Raw genomic sequence first — 18,951 nt, forward strand, 5'->3', positions numbered from 1 at the left:
CTTATTTGTTGGTAAACGCATCTAAAAGAACTTGAAATTCTTCATTAGAAAGAGTAATTCCCTTGCCCATCTTAGTGTGATCTGGGCTCCAAGTACGGATATCATATTTTGCCGGTGCCCCATTAAAGGAGACACGGTTGAGTTCCTTGGTCCAGCCTTTTTCATTCTCTGATAGGACCAAAAGTTGTTCTTCGATTTCAAAAGTAAATTCTGCCATAATTCCTCCTACTTATTTATTCGCAAGTGCTTGTTTTTTTGTCAAAAATTAGTTACTATAATTGTATCAAGTATGAGAGGAAATTTCCATGAAAAAGTTCACCCAACTGTTAGTTGATCGATTAAATGTCTTTTTAGGAAATACCCTTGTTAAGCCATCCTCAGATGAGGAGCTAGAACAGGCAGAGATTTTGAATAGTATCCATTTAGCTCTCCATAAAAAAGCTGCCGTCCATGTCATCTACTCTAAACAAAAAAGTATCACAGGTGAAATTGTCAAATGGGATGACCGACACAAACAACTGATCGTCAAGAATTTTCGCAAGAATATAACGGCTATCATTCGATTCCGAACGATTCAAAAAATCTCCTTAGTTCCAGAAGGAATTCGGGTAACGCAAAAAAAATATAAGAAAAATAATCTAATAAGCTAAAACGAATATATGCAGTATCATACAAAACTCTGCTTATAATTTTTTATCGAAAACCTTCTAAACGATTATCAAAAACTAAATTGATGACAATTATATTTACCTACTATAATTAATAAATATATAAACATATCTAAGCAAATCAGCTTGCTAATTAATTATACCAAAAGATTATTTAGCTTATAATACAAGTGAACATTATAAATCAATATTTGAGACAAGACCTTACCTACCTTTTATAGAGTGACAGATAAAGAACAGTTATGAGATAACTTGGATACGCCTTGAATGTTAAATAAAATTATTAAAAGCCCCCTATTGTATTGTTCAAATATAGAATAGGGGGCTTTTAGATAGAAACTAGTTTTAGTGTTGATACTTACTAAAAATCTATTGTTTTTATATAGTATATTCCTTTGACAAACTTAAGGTAGTATAAAAAATTACGTGAGAAGCATTCAGACTTAGAAACTTTGAAAATTTTGAAAACCCGCATACTTATTCTACTAAACTATAAAAAGAGAACCAGTTTGGTCCTCTCTAAGGTCTAACTTTTATAAACCCAGCTAGTTAACAAAGATCTAGAGATAACCATATCAGAATGCAGAAATACATTTTTTTCTGCACTGACACTAGTTTATTATAGATAAAAAAATATTTTTTATTCTTACTATATTTAGTAAATTCTAAATTCGGATAACTATTGATTTTGCCAGTCCGCAGGATAAGTTACATAGATAAATCGTGCATTATCTTTAACTGAGAACTTAATGTCACTTCCTTTTGGAATAAAGAGAATCTCTCCAGGACCAGCAGACATGACATCATCTCCGACTAAAATATCCAGACGACCTTCAATAACATAATCAATCTCATCATAATCTAAATGCCATGAGAATGTTGTATTTTCCATTGTCATGAGCCCTAAACCTAAACGAGGACTTTCTTCCAAAGTTAGCAAATCACGTGTATACACTTTATCAGATGGATTGCCTGTATCAAGACGATCCTCAGGTCTAACATCAAATTTAGGCAAAGCTAAAGAGATTACCCCTGAACGACTAACTGATTTGCATGAGTCCTTAGTCATTAACTCCTCTAAAAGTAATTTCTTAATTAACGACTCTAATTCTGAACGATTAATATCAGACATTAATTCTTACTTCCTTCCTTTTTAGTTAAAACAAAGGCAAGAATCACCGCAGTAATTCCTCCAACAATCTTACCAACCATCATAGGAGCAATCATGTTTGGATTTTGACCAGCTGTAAAACCAAGATGGTCACCGATAACAAAAGAAGCAGATACCGCAAAAGCGACATTGATAATTTTACCCCGTTGATCCATATCTTTTAACATCTGGAACATGGCAATATTATTTGCCAAAGAAGCTACTAGCCCTGCCGCACCAACCTCATTCATTCCCAATGATTTACCAACTGCAGAAAGTGGTTTATTAGCCAATTTTGTAAAGACTGCAACTAAACCAAAAGCTCCTGCAAGCGTTACTGCGATAGAACCTACAACACCGAAAGCTTCCATAAGAAGGTCCGCACCATTAGGATATAGGCTTAGCAGCCACTCATTTTGTGTCAATAACTGAGCTGCTCCGAAAGCTAGCCCCATAGTAGCAAGAAAAACAATAATTTGTCCAAAGATTTCAAATCCTTTAATCATACCGTCTGGTATCAAAACCAAACCTAAGAAAATTAAGCCTGCTACAATAACTATAGGAATAAGATTAACCAGGAGAGTTACAAATGGTAAGCCTGGTACTAAAATACCTCCAACCAGACAACCAATTGGTACTGTTACTAGACCATAAAGTATTCCTTTAGCCAACAAAGGTCTATCTTCTTTTTCAATAATCCCTAAAGCAACAGGAATCGTAAAAACAATTGTTGGACCCATCATAGATCCTAAAACATAGGCTGCAAAATTACCAACGATAGGATCTTGGGCCAAACTTAATGCTAAAGGAGCACCACCCATATCATTAGCGATAAATGTTGTAGCAAAAATAGAAGGATCTGCACCTACCATACCATAAAGAGGAACAACTATAGGCTTAAGAACATCTGCCAAAATTGGAGCTACTACCATAATACCTGCCATAGATAAAGCAAGGGCCCCCATAGCCATAATTCCTTCTTCGAATTTTTCACTTAAGCCTAATTTGCCACCAATACATTTATCTACAGCACCAATGACCATAAATATAACCATAATATAAATAATAATCTCATTAATACTCATCATTTTTCCTTTCTGTTTGAAATGGTTTAATCAAGCGAATAATCAACTTTATCAATTATTGCAACAACTACCATATCAACCGGAATATCATTCTTCTTGAGACTAACACGAGCTGAGCTTCCTGTCGTAACAAGGACTTGGTCGCCTTCGCCAGCACCGATGCAATCTGCAGCAATTACAACAGAAGGAGCTGTTTGATGTTCATTCAGTTGTTTCTCCACCACTAAAAATTTCAAACCATTAAGTTTTTCATCTTTTCTAGTAGCCCATAAACTTCCTCTCACTATTCCAACAAACATAGTTTCCTCCTCTACAAAATATTAATCTTGTGACGCTTTAGGTAATCCTTTGCCAAAGCAGTCACAATCATATTTGCTTCTATCTTGAAGCTATCGCCTTCACTAAGTCCTTTTTCTTGCAATTTAGCTTCTGTGATTAGTATCTTTCCCATCTTTCGAGTTAAATTTGTCTGATTCTCTATAAGTGAGTTTCCAACTCGACTTGGTGATGGACCAAGACATCTTGCGAGCTGTCCCTCTTTATAGAAAGTAAAACCATAACTTTCTAAAACATCTTTTTGTTGAGAAATCTTGCGAAGAAAAGCACTCTTGGCAGCATCATTATACTTGGCTATGTCAAATATCCTATCTGCAACTAAAACCGTCTTTCCTTCAAATAGTCCCTTAAAAATCGCCTCTTCCAAACTCCCTATAGGAGATAAGTTTGCTATTCTCAAAATCGAATTCAAAGAAATTTCTTCTAAAACAAAAGTCTTAGCTTGTGAAGGTATAATTGTCAACTGATATCCCTGATCTTGAAGAAACGTTTTAGTGCTGTCACAACCGAGAAAATATATCTCCTCACCAGTTGTCCTTAATTCAAGACTATCAAGCACCCTATCAGTAAGCAGTTGAACAAGTACATCAATATTTTCCATCTCTATCCAACCTTTCTAAATGCCTATTTCTTAATGATATGTCCGCGCATGCCTTTTCTAAAGCCACAAGCGTTAGCCTCATCATAATCAATATGCATATAGGTAGCAAAGTGAGGATTGACACGAATTACTACATCATCAAAAATTAATGGTCTTTCGCCTTCAACCTTGACTTGCACAATCTCATGATTAACTACATTTGATCTTTGAGCATCTTCCGGTGTCATATGAACATGACGCTTAGCAACAATAACTCCTTTGTCTAAAGCAACGGATTTATTACCATTAACTAAGACAATCCCGGGGGAACCTTGCGTATCTCCACTTTCTCTGATCGGGGCATTTATACCTAATTGGAGACAATCCGTAAGAGAGATTTCTACTTGAGTTTCAGATCTTACGGGTCCAAGTATGATAACTCCTTGAAAACTGCCCTTAGGACCAACAATAGTTAAACGCTCCTTGCAAGCAAACTGAAATGGCTGAGATAAATCTTTAGCCTTTGTCAGCTGATAATCTGGGCCAAATAATAGTTCTAAATCTTTTTGACATAAGTGAATATGACGACCACTTGCTTCAACTTCAAAACTTTGATCCAATTCAGCCTGAACTTTTTCAATAATTTTATCAACTAAATCTTCTAATGACATTTCATCCTCCTACTCACTAACAAGAAGCCAGATTAAAACTTCAAGTGCTTTTAGCAAGTGACTAACCTGTAAACTAAAACTATCACGCCCTAAATCAGACTTATATTCCAATTCTTTTCTTAAAATACTAAGTTCAATATAGAGCTCATAACAAGACAACTTCCAATCAGCTGCATCATAAGCTATCATAACTGACTCTTGATCTAATTGCTCACTGATACGTATAACATGAAGCTCCTGGCTAGTTGGTAGGGTGGCATCATATTTTGATATATCATCTAAAAGGCGATGGCCAACTACTTGTTCCAAAACTCTAAGATAACTCTCTAACTGTCGACACTTATCTGATTGAAAGCTAACATGCAGAATTCTTTGTGATTTCAAGAAATAAGGGTATAGCTTAGTTAGTTGAGACAGCAAAGGATATACAGCTGAATTCTCTAGCTTATCTATTACTACAAACTCCTTTTTCGCAAACAAAATATCTGTACTAGGAAAGTTAGATGAGTTAGATATAACCTTAATATGGTGATCGTTTAGAAAGCTTCTCGCTGAAGGAGTCAATCGATCTCCATTTGATAATTCAAGGGTGCCATTTTCAGCAATGACAGCCTCTTTAAACAACTTTCTAATCTTTGCTTCTGTAAGAACTGTCATATCATCACATCCTTCTACTGAAGTTTCAATTACACGCGAGAGGAAAATCCTCCCGCGTGTGATTGAAATATTTCATTCTTAAGTTTACTTAGGTAAAATAACTTCAACTTCAGTATGTGGGCGTGGAATAACATGGACAGAAACTAATTCTCCAACATTTTCTGCTGCTGCTGCTCCTGCATCTGTCGCTGCTTTAACAGCACCGACATCTCCACGAACCAGAACAGTTACCAATCCTCCACCAACTTGTTCCTTGCCAATCAATGTCACATTTGCAGCTTTAACCATTGCATCTGCTGCTTCAATTGCACCAACAAGACCACGAGTTTCAATCATTCCTAATGCATTTGCATTTGCCATTTGTTTTTCCTCCAAATTTTTAAAAATTAATTTACAATACTAAATTATTCTTTTTCAGTTTTAGGTAAGACTACCTCAACCTCAGAATGAGGACGCGGGATTACGTGAACTGAAATAAGTTCTCCAACATTCTCTGCTGCTGCTGCTCCAGCATCAACTGCTGCTTTAACAGCACCAACATCACCACGAACTAGAATTGTCACTAATCCTCCACCAACTTGTTCTTTACCAACAAGGTTAACATTTGCAGCTTTAACCATTGCATCTGCTGCTTCAATTGCTGCCACTAAACCTTTGGTTTCAACCATTCCTAATGCATTTCCGCCTATCATGTGTTTTCCTCCATTTATTTATAATTTGTATCTTATTTAATTTTGTCTAGTACACGTTGGACTAGAAGGTTGAGCAATTGTTCTTCATCTAAACCTGACAACCCAAGTTCTTCTTCTGGTTTCACACAGCCTTGACCTTCTACTTTTTTTAAGTCACAAAACTCTGTTGTCCCATAGGCTACTCTTCGAACATTCAAAAGGTTCATAGGACTAACGTTATCAGAAGTTGCACTACCTCCGACAGCACCACATCCTAGAGTATAGGCTGGGAATAGACCAGTTGTCGCCCCAACACCACCTTGCGCAGCTGGTGTATTAATTAAAAGCCTAGATACTGGCTTTTTAAGAGCAAACTCTCTAATAACAGCCTCATCTTGTGTATGAATAACCATTGTATGACCAGCTCCCTCATGATGAAGGATCTTCATACTCAATTTACAAGCTTCTTCCCAACCTTTCACAGTATAAAAACCTAATACAGGTGCCAATTTTTCCATTGAGTAAGGATGGTCTTTACCAACTCCTGTCTCTTTGGCAATCAGAACACGCGTTCCTTTTGGAACTGAAATCCCTGCCAATTCTGCAATAACTTCAGCAGTTTTTCCGACCATTTTGGGATTCATGGCTCCATTTGGTTGAATAATAAATTTACCAAGCTTTGTAGCGTCTTCATCAGGTACGAAGTAAGCACCTTGCTTTTTAAATTCTGCTACTACTTTTTCCTTCATCTCTTCTTCAACAATAATAGATTGTTCAGAAGCACAAATAACACCGTTATCAAAGGTCTTAGATTCTAAAATGTATCTAACAGCCTTCGCAATATCTGCGGTGCGTTCGATAAAAGCTGGACCATTTCCAGGTCCAACACCAATTGCAGGTGTTCCTGACGAATAGGCTGCTTTTACCATAGCAGTGCCACCAGTTGCCAGAATTAAATTCGTTGAAGGATGCCTCATCAACTCATTCGTTGCAGGAATAGAAGGTCTTGTGATAACGCTGACAGAATCTTCTGGACAACCAGCTTTCTCTGCAGCCTTTTTAATAACCTCAACCGTAGCAATTATACATTTGAGAGCGTTCGGATGTGGAGAAAATACAATACTATTCCCTGCTTTCAAAGCAATCAAAGCCTTATACATAACTGTTGATGTCGGATTTGTTGAAGGAATAAGTCCAGCCACTACCCCTACAGGAACAGCAATCTCGGTAATTTTTTTAATAGGATCTTCGCTGAGAATACCAACGGTTCTCATATCCTTAATTTCTTCTAAAATTCCTTTAGAAGCGATTGCATTCTTAAGAACCTTGTCCTCCCAACGACCAAATCCTGTTTCCTCAACAGCCATTTTAGCCAAACGTTCTCTCTCATCATAACAGGCTTTTGCAACAACTTTTACAATGGTGTCAATTTGTTCCTGACTCATATCTGCCAATTGTTTTTGTGCAATGCTTGCCCGTCTGACAAGATTGCGGACCTCTTGTATTGAAACTAGATCCTTGTCTTCTAAAAACATGCTTTACTCCTTCCCTGCTAACTTAGTTAATGCATTTAATAACTTTTCCTTATTAGCAAATTTTATTTCTTTTTTAGACAATATTATTCCATCTTCCTTATAAGCGATTTTTCGTAATTCTACAACTTTCAATACTTCCAAATCTTTCCTAATATATTTAGGTCTCGGTTCCTTGACAGAGTCTAATACGGAATTATCAACCAGCTGATTAACGTTCTCTTGATCTTTATTTGGACCAATCAATTCTGATGAAACAGGGAATTGCCCTTCTTTAAATGGAATAACTTCATGTATGCCACTTAATAATGAAATGTCATCTTGATGAATCTCATTATTCTCTTCAGTTTCTTCCTCAATTTGTGTCAAGAGTTTCGATATTCCTGGCTCGGCCTTTTTAGAAGCAAGCAAAGCATTGACTTGGCCATCCAAACGTGGTATTACGTGACTAGCACGATAATAAGATTTGTCTCCTATCGCAATAATAGCCGCATCAACTGCGGATTTAACTGCACCAACATCTCCTGTTAATTGAACTGTATTTAGTCCTGCTTTTACTGTTTCAATATTGACAAGTGAGACATTAGCTGATTTGAGTGCCACATCTGCTGCAACTATCGCGCCTAGATAGCCTTTTACTTCAATTAACCCTAGTGCTTTAATTGCCATAAATTAACTCCTATCAATAGCTAATTGGATTGCTGGCAATTGATTCAATCGTTCGTGCAAAAGCATCACAAGCTGCTCGACAGGCTGATTGTGAACCTACAAGTAGACCGCCAGCAAAGTTTGTTTCACTTGGTGGTCCATAAAAGGCACCAATACTAACATCAGCAGCTTTCAAAGCTGCATCTAAGCCTACCATTGCCTCTGCTGGAGGAGCAATTAAGTATGCAATCGCAGTTCCTTCTTCTGCATTTGCTCCTGCAGATAAGTAACTACCTGCACGTGAAATACAATGAGCAAAGTAAGGAACTGTGTTGTCTTCATTCGCACTGAAAAAACTTGCTCCATTTTCAATTTCATAGACTACGACATCTAAGCCACTTCTAACCTCTTCTGGTGTCGGACCTGCGATAATTCCTATAACTTCACCAGCAAGTTTAGTAGAAGCATTGCCTGCTCCAGCATACATACTTCGAGCATAAACGACATCAACATCTACTTTTTTGGTTGCTTCATCTAAAGCGACATAAGTTACATCATCACAATCTGATGTAACAATTCCTAAACTTTTGTGATGAGGCTTCAATTCAAGCGAAGCTGCTAATCCAGCATCAATATTTGAAATAACAAGAGCACTGAGTACACTTGCACCTAAGCGTTCATTTTTCAAAATAATTTCCTCCTACATTTATTTGAGTTCTACTCCGGATTTTTTGTGATCAAGAATTTTCTTGATAATTTCTGCCACATAAGCGCCAGCCTCCACGGCAGGAGTTCCACCTTTTTGAATGTTGGATACCACAGTTCTCTTCGACTCAGGCATCCCAACTGTTGGTCGATAAGCCAAATAAGCACTCATTGATTCTGCTGTTACTAAACCAGGACGCTCCCCAACAATCATACAGATAACTTCGGCACCTGTTAATTCTGCAATTTGGTCCATCGCTGCAACGCGAGCATGTTTGATAAATAGTATCTCAGAATAGTCTAATCCAAACATCTTCAATCCTTGTTTAAGTGCAGGTAAGAAATCCTTAGTATTAGCTTCAATAGCTGAAGAACTCAATCCATCACCAACAACAATTTGTACTTTTTGATTTGGCTTGCAGTTTTCTTTAATAAACTTCTGAGTTTCAGTAGAAAAAATTCTCCCCAAGTCAGGTCTAGTCAAATATTCATCTTTTGTAGAAGCACAAGTTTGAACAGGAATGAATTCCATTTCCTTGATAAAATCTTCAGAGACATAAGAGAATACCGCATCTTGGGCAGTAGCATGGTCTGCTCGGAATCGTAAAACAGTTTGTGTCAAATAACGGTTACCAGCTCTCCAAAGACCCAAACGAGCAGGGGTAAATTTTTTAATTTTCCGATATGCTTCTTCGTTAATAGCATTGGGAATCAAAAATTGTTCCTGAATATTCACTTCTGTAATATCTGGAATAATCCCGTCTTCAATAATTGTTGATGCCGGATTAGGTATTAACTTCGAACCAATTGTACTTTTTGACTCATTAACCTCTGATGATACAGATTCTGTACTAGAATCTGCTGTCACCACTACGTCAGATTGAACTGGTTTTTCCATTTCACTCAAGTATGAGCGAATTAATTCTTTTAATTGCATTTCATCCACGTCAATGAACCTCCTAAATTAATTGGTTTTCATAAAGACAGAGCCATCACCACCAATTGCTGTTAGATGGCCGTTCTCCATAAGACCCATTTTTTCCATCCACTCCTCAAACTCTTTGATTGGACGTTTTCCAAGTAGGTCACGCATTGTAGCTGTTTCATGATAGCCAGTTGTCTGATAATTAAGCATGATATCATCTCCATGTGGGATTGCCATGATATAGTTAACATTAGCTGTCCCGAGCAAGACAAGAAGATTCTCAGCATCATTTTGATCTGCTTTCATATGGTTTGTATAGCAGATATCACATCCCATAGATATACCTGTGAGCTTACCCATGAAATGGTCTTCAAGACCAGCTCTGATAACTTGTTTAGAATCATAAAGATATTCTGGTCCAATAAAGCCAACTACTGTATTAACCAAGAAGGGATCAAAACGCTTAGCAAATCCGTAGCAACGAGCTTCCATTGTCACTTGGTCGGCACCATGATGCGCTTCTGACGATAATTCAGAACCTTGACCTGTTTCAAAATACATAACGTTAGGCCCTGCTGCTGTACCTACTTTCAATGCTGTATCCCAAGCTTCTTGAAGAATTTTTGCATCAAAACCAAAGGCTTCATTCCCTTTTTGAGAACCAGCAATAGATTGAAATACCAAACCAGTTGGTGCGCCTTGATTCATAGCTTCAATCTGAGTAGTTACGTGAGCTAAAACACAGTGCTGAGTTGGAATTTTGTATTCTTCGATAAAATCATTAAATTTATGAAGAATTCGTTTTGTACTTTCAACAGAATCATCAACGGGGTTTAAACCAAGAAGAGCATCCCCACATCCATAAGCAAAACCTTCCATAGTTGAAGCCATAATACCATCTGGATCATCTGTCGTATGGTTAGGTTGCAAACGAGATGAAAAAGTTCCTGGAACACCAATTGTAGTATTAGCTGTTTTTGTAATGGTAATCTTTTGAGCCCCTACAATAAGATCCAAGTTCGTCATTAACTTAGCAACAGCTGCAACCATTTCAGACGTTAATCCTCTAGAAATCCATTGAATATCAATGTTTGTTGTCTTATTATCCAAAATCCACTCTCTGAGTTCTTGAACTGTCCAATTTTTGATTTTTTCATAGGTTCTTAAATTAACATCATCAATAATAATGCGCGTAACCTCATCTTCTTCATAAGGCACGACTGGATTATTAAACAAGTCTGATAACTTCAATTGAGCCAAAACAACCTTAGCAGCTACTCGCTCTTCAGCTGACTCGGCAGCGACGCCTGCCAATTGATCTCCAGACTTATATTCATTCGCTTTGGCCAAAACTTCTTTGACTGAGCCAAATGCATACACTCTACCAAACAATTTTGTTTTCAAAATCATTTAATATGTCCTCCTGACATTTTTTACTTTAATTAAAGACCAAAGTCTTAACAACTACCGGCAACACTGATCCAGCAACAACCGGTTTACCAATATCGATATAGTCTCCATTTTGGACATCTACAGAATCGATACAAACAAAGGGATACTCCCTAGGTAATAAAGTATATAGGCATTGCCCCAGGGCCTTAGCCATATCTTCCCTAACAACTACAACTAGTGGGATATTCTTATCTATGCTATCTTTCATGCCAACCACAATAGCCTCTGCAATAGAAGTGAGTCTTGCAAAAGTAGGATTTTTGTCTCCATTTATTGCTAAAGCAACTTGCTGTATCTCATTTTCCAGAGTAAACCAAGAAATCTTATCTCTAATAATTGTTTCTAAAGTTTCTTTATCTTCTCTTTCATCTGATTGAGCTAGTTTAAGTACTGGCACATTTTTTATAGGTAAGATTTTTGAAATATAAGTAATCGTACTACCACTAACGTCTGTCGTGTGACTTCCCGCTCCTACAACAGTTGCACGAATCGTTTCAGCTGATTCAATTACCTTTTTCTGTTCAAAAATTCGTGACTGTCGCAAGGCTCTACCTAGTAATATTCCAATATCTCCAAATTGGAATTCATTAGCCGTCTGAAGTTCTTCTCCAACGGCATCTGCAACACCTCCTGAAAAGGATACACATCGGATACCCTCTATTGCTTTCAAACCATGATTGGTTTGAAGTAGTTTATAATAAGAGCTACTTCCATCAATCCCAACTGCTTCCTCTAAAACTCCGACCAACTCTTTTATGATCCGATCAAGTTCTGAGCGATTTGCAATTTCTCCAACTCTTAAGGAAAGGCCTAAATCAGAGATGATCTCTTTTAATTTTGGTGCAATATAAGTCACTCTAAGATTCTGTGAATCCAACTTTATCAATCGCCCACCTATATCAAAGCAAGCCGTATCTATCAAATCACCCTCTCTAAAGACAGCAATATTTGAAGTCCCTCCACCAATATCTATATTTGCAACCGATGTGTGATTATCTTGTGAATATAGGTGGCTATTTGCTCCCTTTCCTGCAATAATACTCTCCAAATCAGGCCCTGCTGTTGCTACTACGAAGTCTCCTGCAAAACCACTAAGAGCTTGTAAGACCTGACTTGCATTCTCTTTACGAGCAGTTTCACCAGTTATAATAACAGCCCCCATCTGGATATCATTTTTCTCAATTCCAGCTCGCCTATACTCCCTAACAACGAACTCTTTTATTTTTTCAACTTCAATCAATAATTGATCTGAAATGGGAGTGAAAATAATCTCACTCTTATAAAGAACTCGTTTATATGTAATTGAAACACGAGGAATTGAAAAAATAGAGGCTGTATTTTCGATAGTCAACTCCGACAGGACAAGTTGAGTTGTAGCTGTTCCAATATCGATACCTACGCTAAGAATCTTATCTGTCACTCCAAAAACCTCCAAAAAAAGACGCTCAAAGTAATACGAATAAAATTCTTATCCGTATACTCTAAGCGTCGTTGCTTCTAGGCCTACATCATTGTTTGCCTGCTAATATTAAGTTAATATTTAAAAGTAATTGTTGTACGTGTCCCGGAACTTAAAGAGTCAACTCTAATCTTTCCCTTCAAGCTACTTTTAACAAACCTTTCTACAATTACCAAACCTAAATGATTCGAATGATCATCATTCCATCTGTAACCGTTTCCATTATCTGAAACGTGTAATGTTATTATACCATTTAATATAAGAAGTTGTAAATAGATTTCAGGCTTTTTAGGCAATTTTTTTTGAAAAGCATGCTCGTAGCTATTATGTAGAAGTTCATTGAGCACAAATGCTAGAGCCGTTGCTCTACTACTATCTAAGCTAATATCTAAATTAATATCTGTTGTCAAACAAATATCTTCACGTTCTGAGAAACATTCTTGGACCGTATAGACCACACCCTGTAGCAATTCTTTTAAAGAAATGTTATCTCTATTTTCTGTTGACAGTAGCTCATGAACCATAGAAATGGACAAAACCCTATCTACACTTTCTTGACAGATTTTCTTGGCTTCTAGAGATTGACTACGCTGCCCTTGTATCCTCAAAAGAGATACTAAGGTCTGTAAATTATTTTTCACTCGATGATTCATCTCACGCAAAGTTGTTTCCATCAAAAAGAGCTTCTTCTCAATTTCTTTTGGGCTCGTAACATCCTTATAGTGGGAAACCATTACCTGTGCTTCTGGGACAACATATCTTGTAATCTGAAAATGATAATTACAATATCTAACTTCTCGAGACTGTGAGCATGGTTTTGTAAAATTGTCACTCTCTTTAATAATATCATCCAGGCTGATATTTCCTAAAACAAGATTGTCATAATGCATCCCAATAAGCGGATCCATATAGGCTAATTTTTCCCTGTAAATAGATTCAGCTTCCTGATTACAGTAGAGAAGATATCCTTTCTGATCAAAGACAAGTATCCCGTCGGATAAATACTTTAAATATGAGAACTGTTGCAGATACGATTCCTTGAATATATCTGCCAACTCATACTCTCCATCCTCAGCTTTTTTTAGAGAAAAATAAAGAAGATTTGAATGAGAAGATTTATTTTCAATAATAAGACAAGCAATGACCCTATTTTCTCTAAAGATAGGAAAAACCTTTTGCTGAATCAAAACTCCCTCTTGCGAAATAGCTGAGAGTCCTACCGTCGGAACACCTGTCTGTAAAGTCCTTAAGACCCCAGGCTCATTTCGAAGATAAGCCGTATCTCCAACAACATCCTTCTCGTAGAGGCTATCTATTGAGTCTGGTTTCTTATGATAGATAACAGTTGCTTGGTCGGAATAAGTATTCAATATATCAATAAAAACATCCTCTTCACTGTATTGGCAACTTAGTTCCAGCTCTTCAGCTTTGAGTTCTATAAAGTCAATGTCTTCAAGACTTAAATCTGTATGTAAGAGACATAGGTCCCTAATATATTTCTTAGTAGTCATCATTTAAAACAAGTAACTTTGCAATTTCGACCATGGAAACACGTTTCTGCATGCTGATTGTACGAATTCGCTTAAATGCTTCAGATTCGGACATACAATCTCGAAGCATTAAGAGACCTTTAGCTTTTTCAATAATAATACGATCATCAATCTTCTTTGAAAGTTTGTTAATTTCATTAGTAAGTTGCTGCAGTTGACGACTTTTTTCAAGACAAACTTCGACCATGGGTATTAGAGACTTGGCATCTAACGGTTTAACGAGATAAGCGCTAGCTCCGTATATCTTAGCTTTTTGTACCCTAGTTTCGTCACTGTAAGCTGACAAAAGAATAACTCCATAAGCTAAATTATCATCAAGAATTTTTTTACTAGCTGCCAAGCCATCTAGCAAGGGCATCTTGATATCCATAACAACAAGATCTGGGTGATGTTTTTGACAATATTCAATAGCTTCAAATCCATCCGAAGTTTCTGCAACGACTTCGTAATTTGCAGCTTCCAGAATAGTTGCAATATCCAATCTTACAATAGGATCATCATCTGCAATCAGTATTCTCCCCTTCATTCTCTCTCCCCTACCGGTCCAATTTATTTAGGTTCGTGTCACAACAGTACTAGAGAAGCCTAAAATGTTCTCTAAACCCTGTAAAACCGCAGTCAAAGCAGTATCTACAGATGACACATCCCCTGTCATCACTACCGATCCACTAAAACGATCTATGAAACCAATCTGTACTCCTGCTGATTTTGTTGCAATATCAACAGCTATAATAGCAGCCTCACTTGGAGTAATAGTTAAAATACCAATTGCTCCTGTTTGCTCAACCATTAATCCCAATTTTTCATAGATAACTGAATCTGGATTTGCGATTAGGTGTGCTAGGGTTACTTGTTTCCCGGGCACATATTCCTGTATCATTCGTTGTTTTTCTTCCATAATTGATTCCTTCAAATTACTTTAGAAGCTTTGGTACAATCATGTTTATTATATTATACCATAAACCTAATAAGTTTTTTCTAAAACTTTTAAAATTTCTTGTACTGTAGGGGTTCTTGGATTAGTCGCAGTACATTTATCATTAAGAGCAGCCATTGCTACTTCTTCTTTATGCTCTTGGAAATCAGATGATTTTATACCATATTCCCTAAGACTTGTTGGAAGGTTTAATTGTCTTTGAAGTTTCTTGATTTCATTAATCAACTGCTTAACCCCTATAGCAGGGTTGGTAGCCGAACAACCTAGATGCTTAGCAATTGCTTGATAACGACCTGCTATCTCTAAGTTTAAGCGTTGACGACCCTTATCAGTATGATTGGCATTATACTGTATAATATGAGGCATAAGAATGCTATTTAAGCGTCCATGTGGAATATGGAATTTCGCGCCTGCCGCGTGAGCCATACCATGATTTAATCCCAAGTAGGCTGTATTAAAAGCCATTCCTGCTAGTGTAGAAGCCACGTGCATCTTTTCACGTGCTTGAATATCTTTGCCATCACGATAAGTTTTTGGTAAATACTCAAAAACTAATCTGATAGCTTTTTCAGCCAATGCATCCGAAAAATCTGTAGCTTCGGTTGAAACATAAGCTTCAATAGCATGAGTTAATACATCCATTCCTGTATCAGCTGTGATATTAGCTGGCAAAGATAAAACTAGATTTGCATCTAAAATAGCAATATCCGGAAGAATCTCCTTAGATACCAAAGGATATTTAGTCCCAAGCTCATTATCCGTAATAACAGCAAAATCCGTTACTTCTGATCCAGTACCACTCGTTGTTGGAATAGCTACAAGAACAGCCTCTGAAAAGACCCCCTCTTTCTTTCCAAAATAATAAATTGCCTTAGCAGCATCAATCGCAGAGCCTCCACCAATTGACAATACAATACTAACAGGTTTAGCTTCTGCACTACTTATGCCGGCAACGACTGTTTCAATAGGTGGATCTGGTGCAATATCTGTAAAGATAACCAATTCATTGCTAGCATCCAAAAAGCTAGTGATATCTGCTAACTGACCGGACGTCTTCAAAAAGGGATCAGCTACAACTAAAATCCGTTCATCCTTAAAAATTCGCAACTGTTCCAAGGCACCTTCGCCAATAAACAATTCCGTCTTATAAAAAATTTTGTACATTATTTCTCCTTTCTTATTGAGATTTAGAAGCACAGAAAAACTGCATGAAAAAAGACTAAAACGGCAGGAATTAGTTTTTCATACAGCTACAGTGCTATTTTGGTTTGTACGCCTTTGTACTTACTTTTGAATTATATCATGAAAGCGTTCTTATGGCAATATAAAACATTTAAATAGTAACATATTTTTTGGTTTTTATTTTGGTTTTTTATGTCTTATTTAATTTCCGCATGTTGTCTTATTTAATTTTACAAATTAAATAATTAAAAACCTATTTCTATCTCATCCATAAAAATTATCAATCAATTTATAAACTTGAATCAGAAAGTAATTCATTTTTGTTGTCAAAGAAAAACTAAAATGCTACAATGTTCTTGCTAGGAAATAGATTTTAGTACTTTTAAGAATATGGAAGTTTGGTGCAAATCCAACGCGGTCCCGCCACTGTAATTAGGTCTTACCTTTAAGTCAGGTCTTTATTCTTGAATTTTAGTAGATTTCACGTCTCGATGTAAGGCGATGATGTCATATTGGAATTTGCTTTAGCTTTTCCATTATTGGCTCTACGTTTAAGTACGTTCCATTTTCTAAAGATGAGCTACGCTTATCTTTCTGCAACGAAGCAGAGCCGATAATTTGGAAAGCTACTGTTAACCAAAGATGCTTAACCTCTACCATACAATGATGTATATAAGAGCTTTCTTTTATTAAAGATGAATGAAGCTGATTAGAACCTAGCTTCGATACAAAAAACGAGCATTTCCGCATTTGGAAATGTTCGTTTTCTTATTCTATAGCTATAATTACAATTAACTGAAATAGTGATGTAAGCAAAACATATGAAATGTAGAATTTTTACTTCATTTTAATCTAACAAAGAGGATATCATTAAAAAAATATTTAAAGTCACGCTACATACACTTCTTCTTATTTTTTTCTATGAGACTGAAGATATAGCTTTTTTTGGTTTGATGCTATATTTTGCTAAGTACCTTTTATTCATTTTTTCTTAAATCATATATGATTGATCCCATTTTAACTTCTTCTTGATTAAAATATCGATAAGAACGCTTTGAGCCATCTCCCATATAGCTGATGGGAGAAAATCTCATAGTATTGAAAACACCCTTCTCATCAAGGAGTTCCTCTTCGACCGAACGACTAGTTATTTTTGCTATTACATTGGTCAAAGCTCCACATGGAACCATATCAACAACTTCACATTCAATGACAACTGGACACTCATTAACCATAGGTGCATCTATCGTCAAAGCAGGGCTATAAGTTAAACCAGTAATGGCAAATTTATCTTTTCTGCTATTAAATCCTGCTAATTCAACTTCTTTAGTCAATTCTTGTTCAGGAACATTGACTGTAAACTGCCTGTATTTGCTGATTTCAGTAATGGCATTACTTTTTGTTCTCATAGCCATAACCAGCATACTACCTAGTGAATAGACCGAACTTGAAGTAGAAATATTGTAGCCATGGACATCATCTTTATAGCCCAATAAAAATACAGGAAATCCAAAATAGAGTTTCCTAGTTTCAAAGCATTTTTTCACAGATTTTCCCCAAACTTCTATTGAGTTCTCGCTAGAGCTCTTTTTTATTGTTTCCTTTAAGCATCTTCTTCAAGATAAGATCTCAAAGAATTAACAAAGTCTATTGGCAATTCAATTTGTTCTTGTAGCCTATCCTGATACTTCCTGATGATTGTTTCTTCATGATCTTCTGCTATCTTCTGTGTCCAATCCGGATCTAGAAGCAAAGCTTTTCCAACAGAAAATAGAGGAATATCAGCAGATAGAATTTTTTCCACATCCTGAATGGTATGGATGTTTCCGCTAGCTATCAAGGGGACTCGACCTTTTATTTTACTGATAATTTGCTTAATGATTGGACTTTTCGCTTCTTGGTCTCGAAGAGAACTCCTCCAGACATCGCTGGATGAGATATGAAGGTAGTCAACTCCTTGTTGAATGAGCTGTTCAATCAGTTGCAAACTATCCCATAAGGTAATACCGGTCTCTTCAATTTCTTCTGGAGAAAAACGGTAACCAATAACAAAAGGACGGTTAAACTCTAGCTTAACCAACTGTTTAGCCCTTTTGAGTAGAGTTTTAGGGAAGCGCAGTCTATTATTAAAACTTCCACCCCACTTATCTTGACGAATATTGGAATGGGGAGAAAAAAATTGCTGAATAAGATACGTATTAGCTCCATGAAGTTCAACTCCATCAAAACCCGCCGCCTCCGCCCTACGAATAGCATCCAAGAATTGTTTAAGTAGATCATCAACTTCTAAGGATTTCAAAGGACGGGGAACAATAACCGATCCATGATTCCCTTTAACAGCACTGGGAGCTACGGGGAGCCCTTCAATCAAATGAGGAGGAACCATACGGCCTCCGTGATAAAGTTGCAATATTGCTTTCGCTCCTTGCTCTTGAATAGTCTTAGCCAAACTAGAGAGCCCCTGGATTTTGTCATCTTCTGCAACGCTGTAGCTATTCGCAAAAGCTTGCCCCTGTGGATGAATATAGGCAGATCCAGTAATAACAAGGCCGACAGAACAAGCCCTCCTCTTATAAAAAGATATATCATCTTCAGAAACATAGCCACCAGGCTGGCATACACTCAGTGTGATGGGTGCTAACACAACGCGATTTTTAAGCATTAAACGGTCTGTTAAACTGACTACGTCATTTATATATTTGGTCATCATTTGTACTCCTATCTTGCAAGATTTCAAATGTCA

22 protein-coding genes and 1 riboswitch are annotated in these 18,951 nt (G+C 36.8%); of the genes, 1 reads left to right on the forward strand and 21 read right to left on the reverse strand.

The window, feature by feature from the left end:
• Nucleotide 1 precedes the first annotated feature (1 nt).
• Nucleotides 2-217 carry a YdbC family protein gene (locus BN1356_RS09325; RefSeq protein WP_093651123.1) on the reverse strand — a complete coding sequence of 72 codons (216 nt, stop codon included), beginning with the start codon at nucleotides 215-217 and terminating at the stop codon, nucleotides 2-4.
• 88 nt (nucleotides 218-305) lie between these two features.
• Here BN1356_RS09325 and BN1356_RS09330 point away from each other — a divergent pair, with 88 nt between their 5' ends.
• Nucleotides 306-650, forward strand: coding sequence for a hypothetical protein (locus BN1356_RS09330; RefSeq protein ID WP_093651124.1), 345 nt, complete (start codon nucleotides 306-308; stop codon nucleotides 648-650).
• A 697-nt stretch (nucleotides 651-1,347) separates the two neighbouring features.
• Here the strand turns inward: BN1356_RS09330 and BN1356_RS09335 are convergent.
• From BN1356_RS09335 to BN1356_RS09430, 20 genes are all read right to left on the reverse strand, one after another.
• Complete coding sequence (locus BN1356_RS09335) at nucleotides 1,348-1,800, reverse strand: cupin domain-containing protein (RefSeq protein WP_093651125.1); 453 nt, start codon at nucleotides 1,798-1,800, stop codon at nucleotides 1,348-1,350.
• Nucleotides 1,800-2,903 carry an ethanolamine utilization protein EutH gene (locus BN1356_RS09340; protein WP_093651126.1) on the reverse strand — a complete coding sequence of 368 codons (1,104 nt, stop codon included), beginning with the start codon at nucleotides 2,901-2,903 and terminating at the stop codon, nucleotides 1,800-1,802. The genes BN1356_RS09335 and BN1356_RS09340 overlap by 1 nt, the downstream gene beginning before the upstream one ends.
• A 26-nt stretch (nucleotides 2,904-2,929) precedes the next feature.
• Entirely contained in the window at nucleotides 2,930-3,202 is a 273-nt protein-coding gene (locus tag BN1356_RS09345; RefSeq protein WP_093651127.1) for a EutN/CcmL family microcompartment protein, read from the reverse strand.
• A gap of 11 nt (nucleotides 3,203-3,213) precedes the next feature.
• On the reverse strand, nucleotides 3,214-3,840 hold the full coding sequence (locus tag BN1356_RS09350; RefSeq protein ID WP_093651128.1) for a hypothetical protein: 627 nt from the start codon (nucleotides 3,838-3,840) through the stop codon (nucleotides 3,214-3,216).
• A 23-nt stretch (nucleotides 3,841-3,863) separates the two neighbouring features.
• Nucleotides 3,864-4,490, reverse strand: a complete 627-nt coding sequence (gene eutD, locus BN1356_RS09355; protein ID WP_093651129.1) for an ethanolamine utilization phosphate acetyltransferase EutD — start codon at nucleotides 4,488-4,490, stop codon at nucleotides 3,864-3,866.
• Nucleotides 4,491-4,499: 9 nt separating this feature from the next.
• On the reverse strand, nucleotides 4,500-5,147 hold the full coding sequence (locus tag BN1356_RS09360) for a hypothetical protein (protein WP_093651130.1): 648 nt from the start codon (nucleotides 5,145-5,147) through the stop codon (nucleotides 4,500-4,502).
• Between the two features lie 84 nt (nucleotides 5,148-5,231).
• A complete protein-coding gene (locus tag BN1356_RS09365) occupies nucleotides 5,232-5,507 on the reverse strand; it encodes a BMC domain-containing protein (protein ID WP_093651131.1) in 276 nt (91 codons plus the stop codon).
• A 44-nt stretch (nucleotides 5,508-5,551) separates the two neighbouring features.
• Nucleotides 5,552-5,839, reverse strand: a complete 288-nt coding sequence (locus BN1356_RS09370) for a BMC domain-containing protein (protein WP_093651132.1) — start codon at nucleotides 5,837-5,839, stop codon at nucleotides 5,552-5,554.
• Between the two features lie 32 nt (nucleotides 5,840-5,871).
• Complete coding sequence (locus BN1356_RS09375) at nucleotides 5,872-7,353, reverse strand: acetaldehyde dehydrogenase (acetylating) (protein WP_093651133.1); 1,482 nt, start codon at nucleotides 7,351-7,353, stop codon at nucleotides 5,872-5,874.
• Between the two features lie 3 nt (nucleotides 7,354-7,356).
• Entirely contained in the window at nucleotides 7,357-8,019 is a 663-nt protein-coding gene (locus tag BN1356_RS12990; protein ID WP_093651134.1) for a BMC domain-containing protein, read from the reverse strand.
• A 13-nt stretch (nucleotides 8,020-8,032) separates the two neighbouring features.
• Nucleotides 8,033-8,686, reverse strand: coding sequence for an ethanolamine utilization microcompartment protein EutL (gene eutL, locus BN1356_RS09385; RefSeq protein WP_218054299.1), 654 nt, complete (start codon nucleotides 8,684-8,686; stop codon nucleotides 8,033-8,035).
• Between the two features lie 18 nt (nucleotides 8,687-8,704).
• The gene (eutC, locus tag BN1356_RS09390) at nucleotides 8,705-9,649 is read right to left on the reverse strand and encodes an ethanolamine ammonia-lyase subunit EutC (RefSeq protein ID WP_093651136.1); all 945 of its coding nucleotides are present in this window, start codon (nucleotides 9,647-9,649) and stop codon (nucleotides 8,705-8,707) included.
• Nucleotides 9,650-9,667: 18 nt separating this feature from the next.
• Nucleotides 9,668-11,038 carry an ethanolamine ammonia-lyase subunit EutB gene (locus BN1356_RS09395; protein WP_093651137.1) on the reverse strand — a complete coding sequence of 457 codons (1,371 nt, stop codon included), beginning with the start codon at nucleotides 11,036-11,038 and terminating at the stop codon, nucleotides 9,668-9,670.
• 28 nt (nucleotides 11,039-11,066) lie between these two features.
• Nucleotides 11,067-12,500 (reverse strand): ethanolamine ammonia-lyase reactivating factor EutA, encoded by a 1,434-nt coding sequence (gene eutA, locus BN1356_RS09400; protein WP_093651138.1) that lies wholly within the window; start codon nucleotides 12,498-12,500, stop codon nucleotides 11,067-11,069.
• 113 nt (nucleotides 12,501-12,613) lie between these two features.
• A complete protein-coding gene (locus BN1356_RS09405) occupies nucleotides 12,614-14,053 on the reverse strand; it encodes a sensor histidine kinase (protein ID WP_245620330.1) in 1,440 nt (479 codons plus the stop codon).
• Entirely contained in the window at nucleotides 14,040-14,615 is a 576-nt protein-coding gene (locus BN1356_RS09410; RefSeq protein ID WP_093651139.1) for an ANTAR domain-containing response regulator, read from the reverse strand. The genes BN1356_RS09405 and BN1356_RS09410 overlap by 14 nt, the downstream gene beginning before the upstream one ends.
• A 27-nt stretch (nucleotides 14,616-14,642) precedes the next feature.
• Nucleotides 14,643-14,987, reverse strand: coding sequence for a BMC domain-containing protein (locus BN1356_RS09415; RefSeq protein ID WP_176694264.1), 345 nt, complete (start codon nucleotides 14,985-14,987; stop codon nucleotides 14,643-14,645).
• A gap of 66 nt (nucleotides 14,988-15,053) precedes the next feature.
• The gene (locus BN1356_RS09420; RefSeq protein ID WP_093651140.1) at nucleotides 15,054-16,190 is read right to left on the reverse strand and encodes a 1-propanol dehydrogenase PduQ; all 1,137 of its coding nucleotides are present in this window, start codon (nucleotides 16,188-16,190) and stop codon (nucleotides 15,054-15,056) included.
• 383 nt (nucleotides 16,191-16,573) lie between these two features.
• A riboswitch (adenosylcobalamin (AdoCbl) riboswitch) is annotated at nucleotides 16,574-16,721 on the forward strand.
• Between the two features lie 464 nt (nucleotides 16,722-17,185).
• Nucleotides 17,186-17,755, reverse strand: coding sequence for a flavin reductase family protein (locus BN1356_RS09425; protein WP_093651141.1), 570 nt, complete (start codon nucleotides 17,753-17,755; stop codon nucleotides 17,186-17,188).
• Between the two features lie 56 nt (nucleotides 17,756-17,811).
• A complete protein-coding gene (locus tag BN1356_RS09430; RefSeq protein WP_093651399.1) occupies nucleotides 17,812-18,915 on the reverse strand; it encodes an oxidoreductase in 1,104 nt (367 codons plus the stop codon).
• Nucleotides 18,916-18,951 lie beyond the last annotated feature (36 nt).

It is taken from the genome of Streptococcus varani (genome assembly GCF_001375655.1).
Taxonomy (GTDB): Bacteria; Bacillota; Bacilli; order Lactobacillales; family Streptococcaceae; genus Streptococcus; species Streptococcus varani.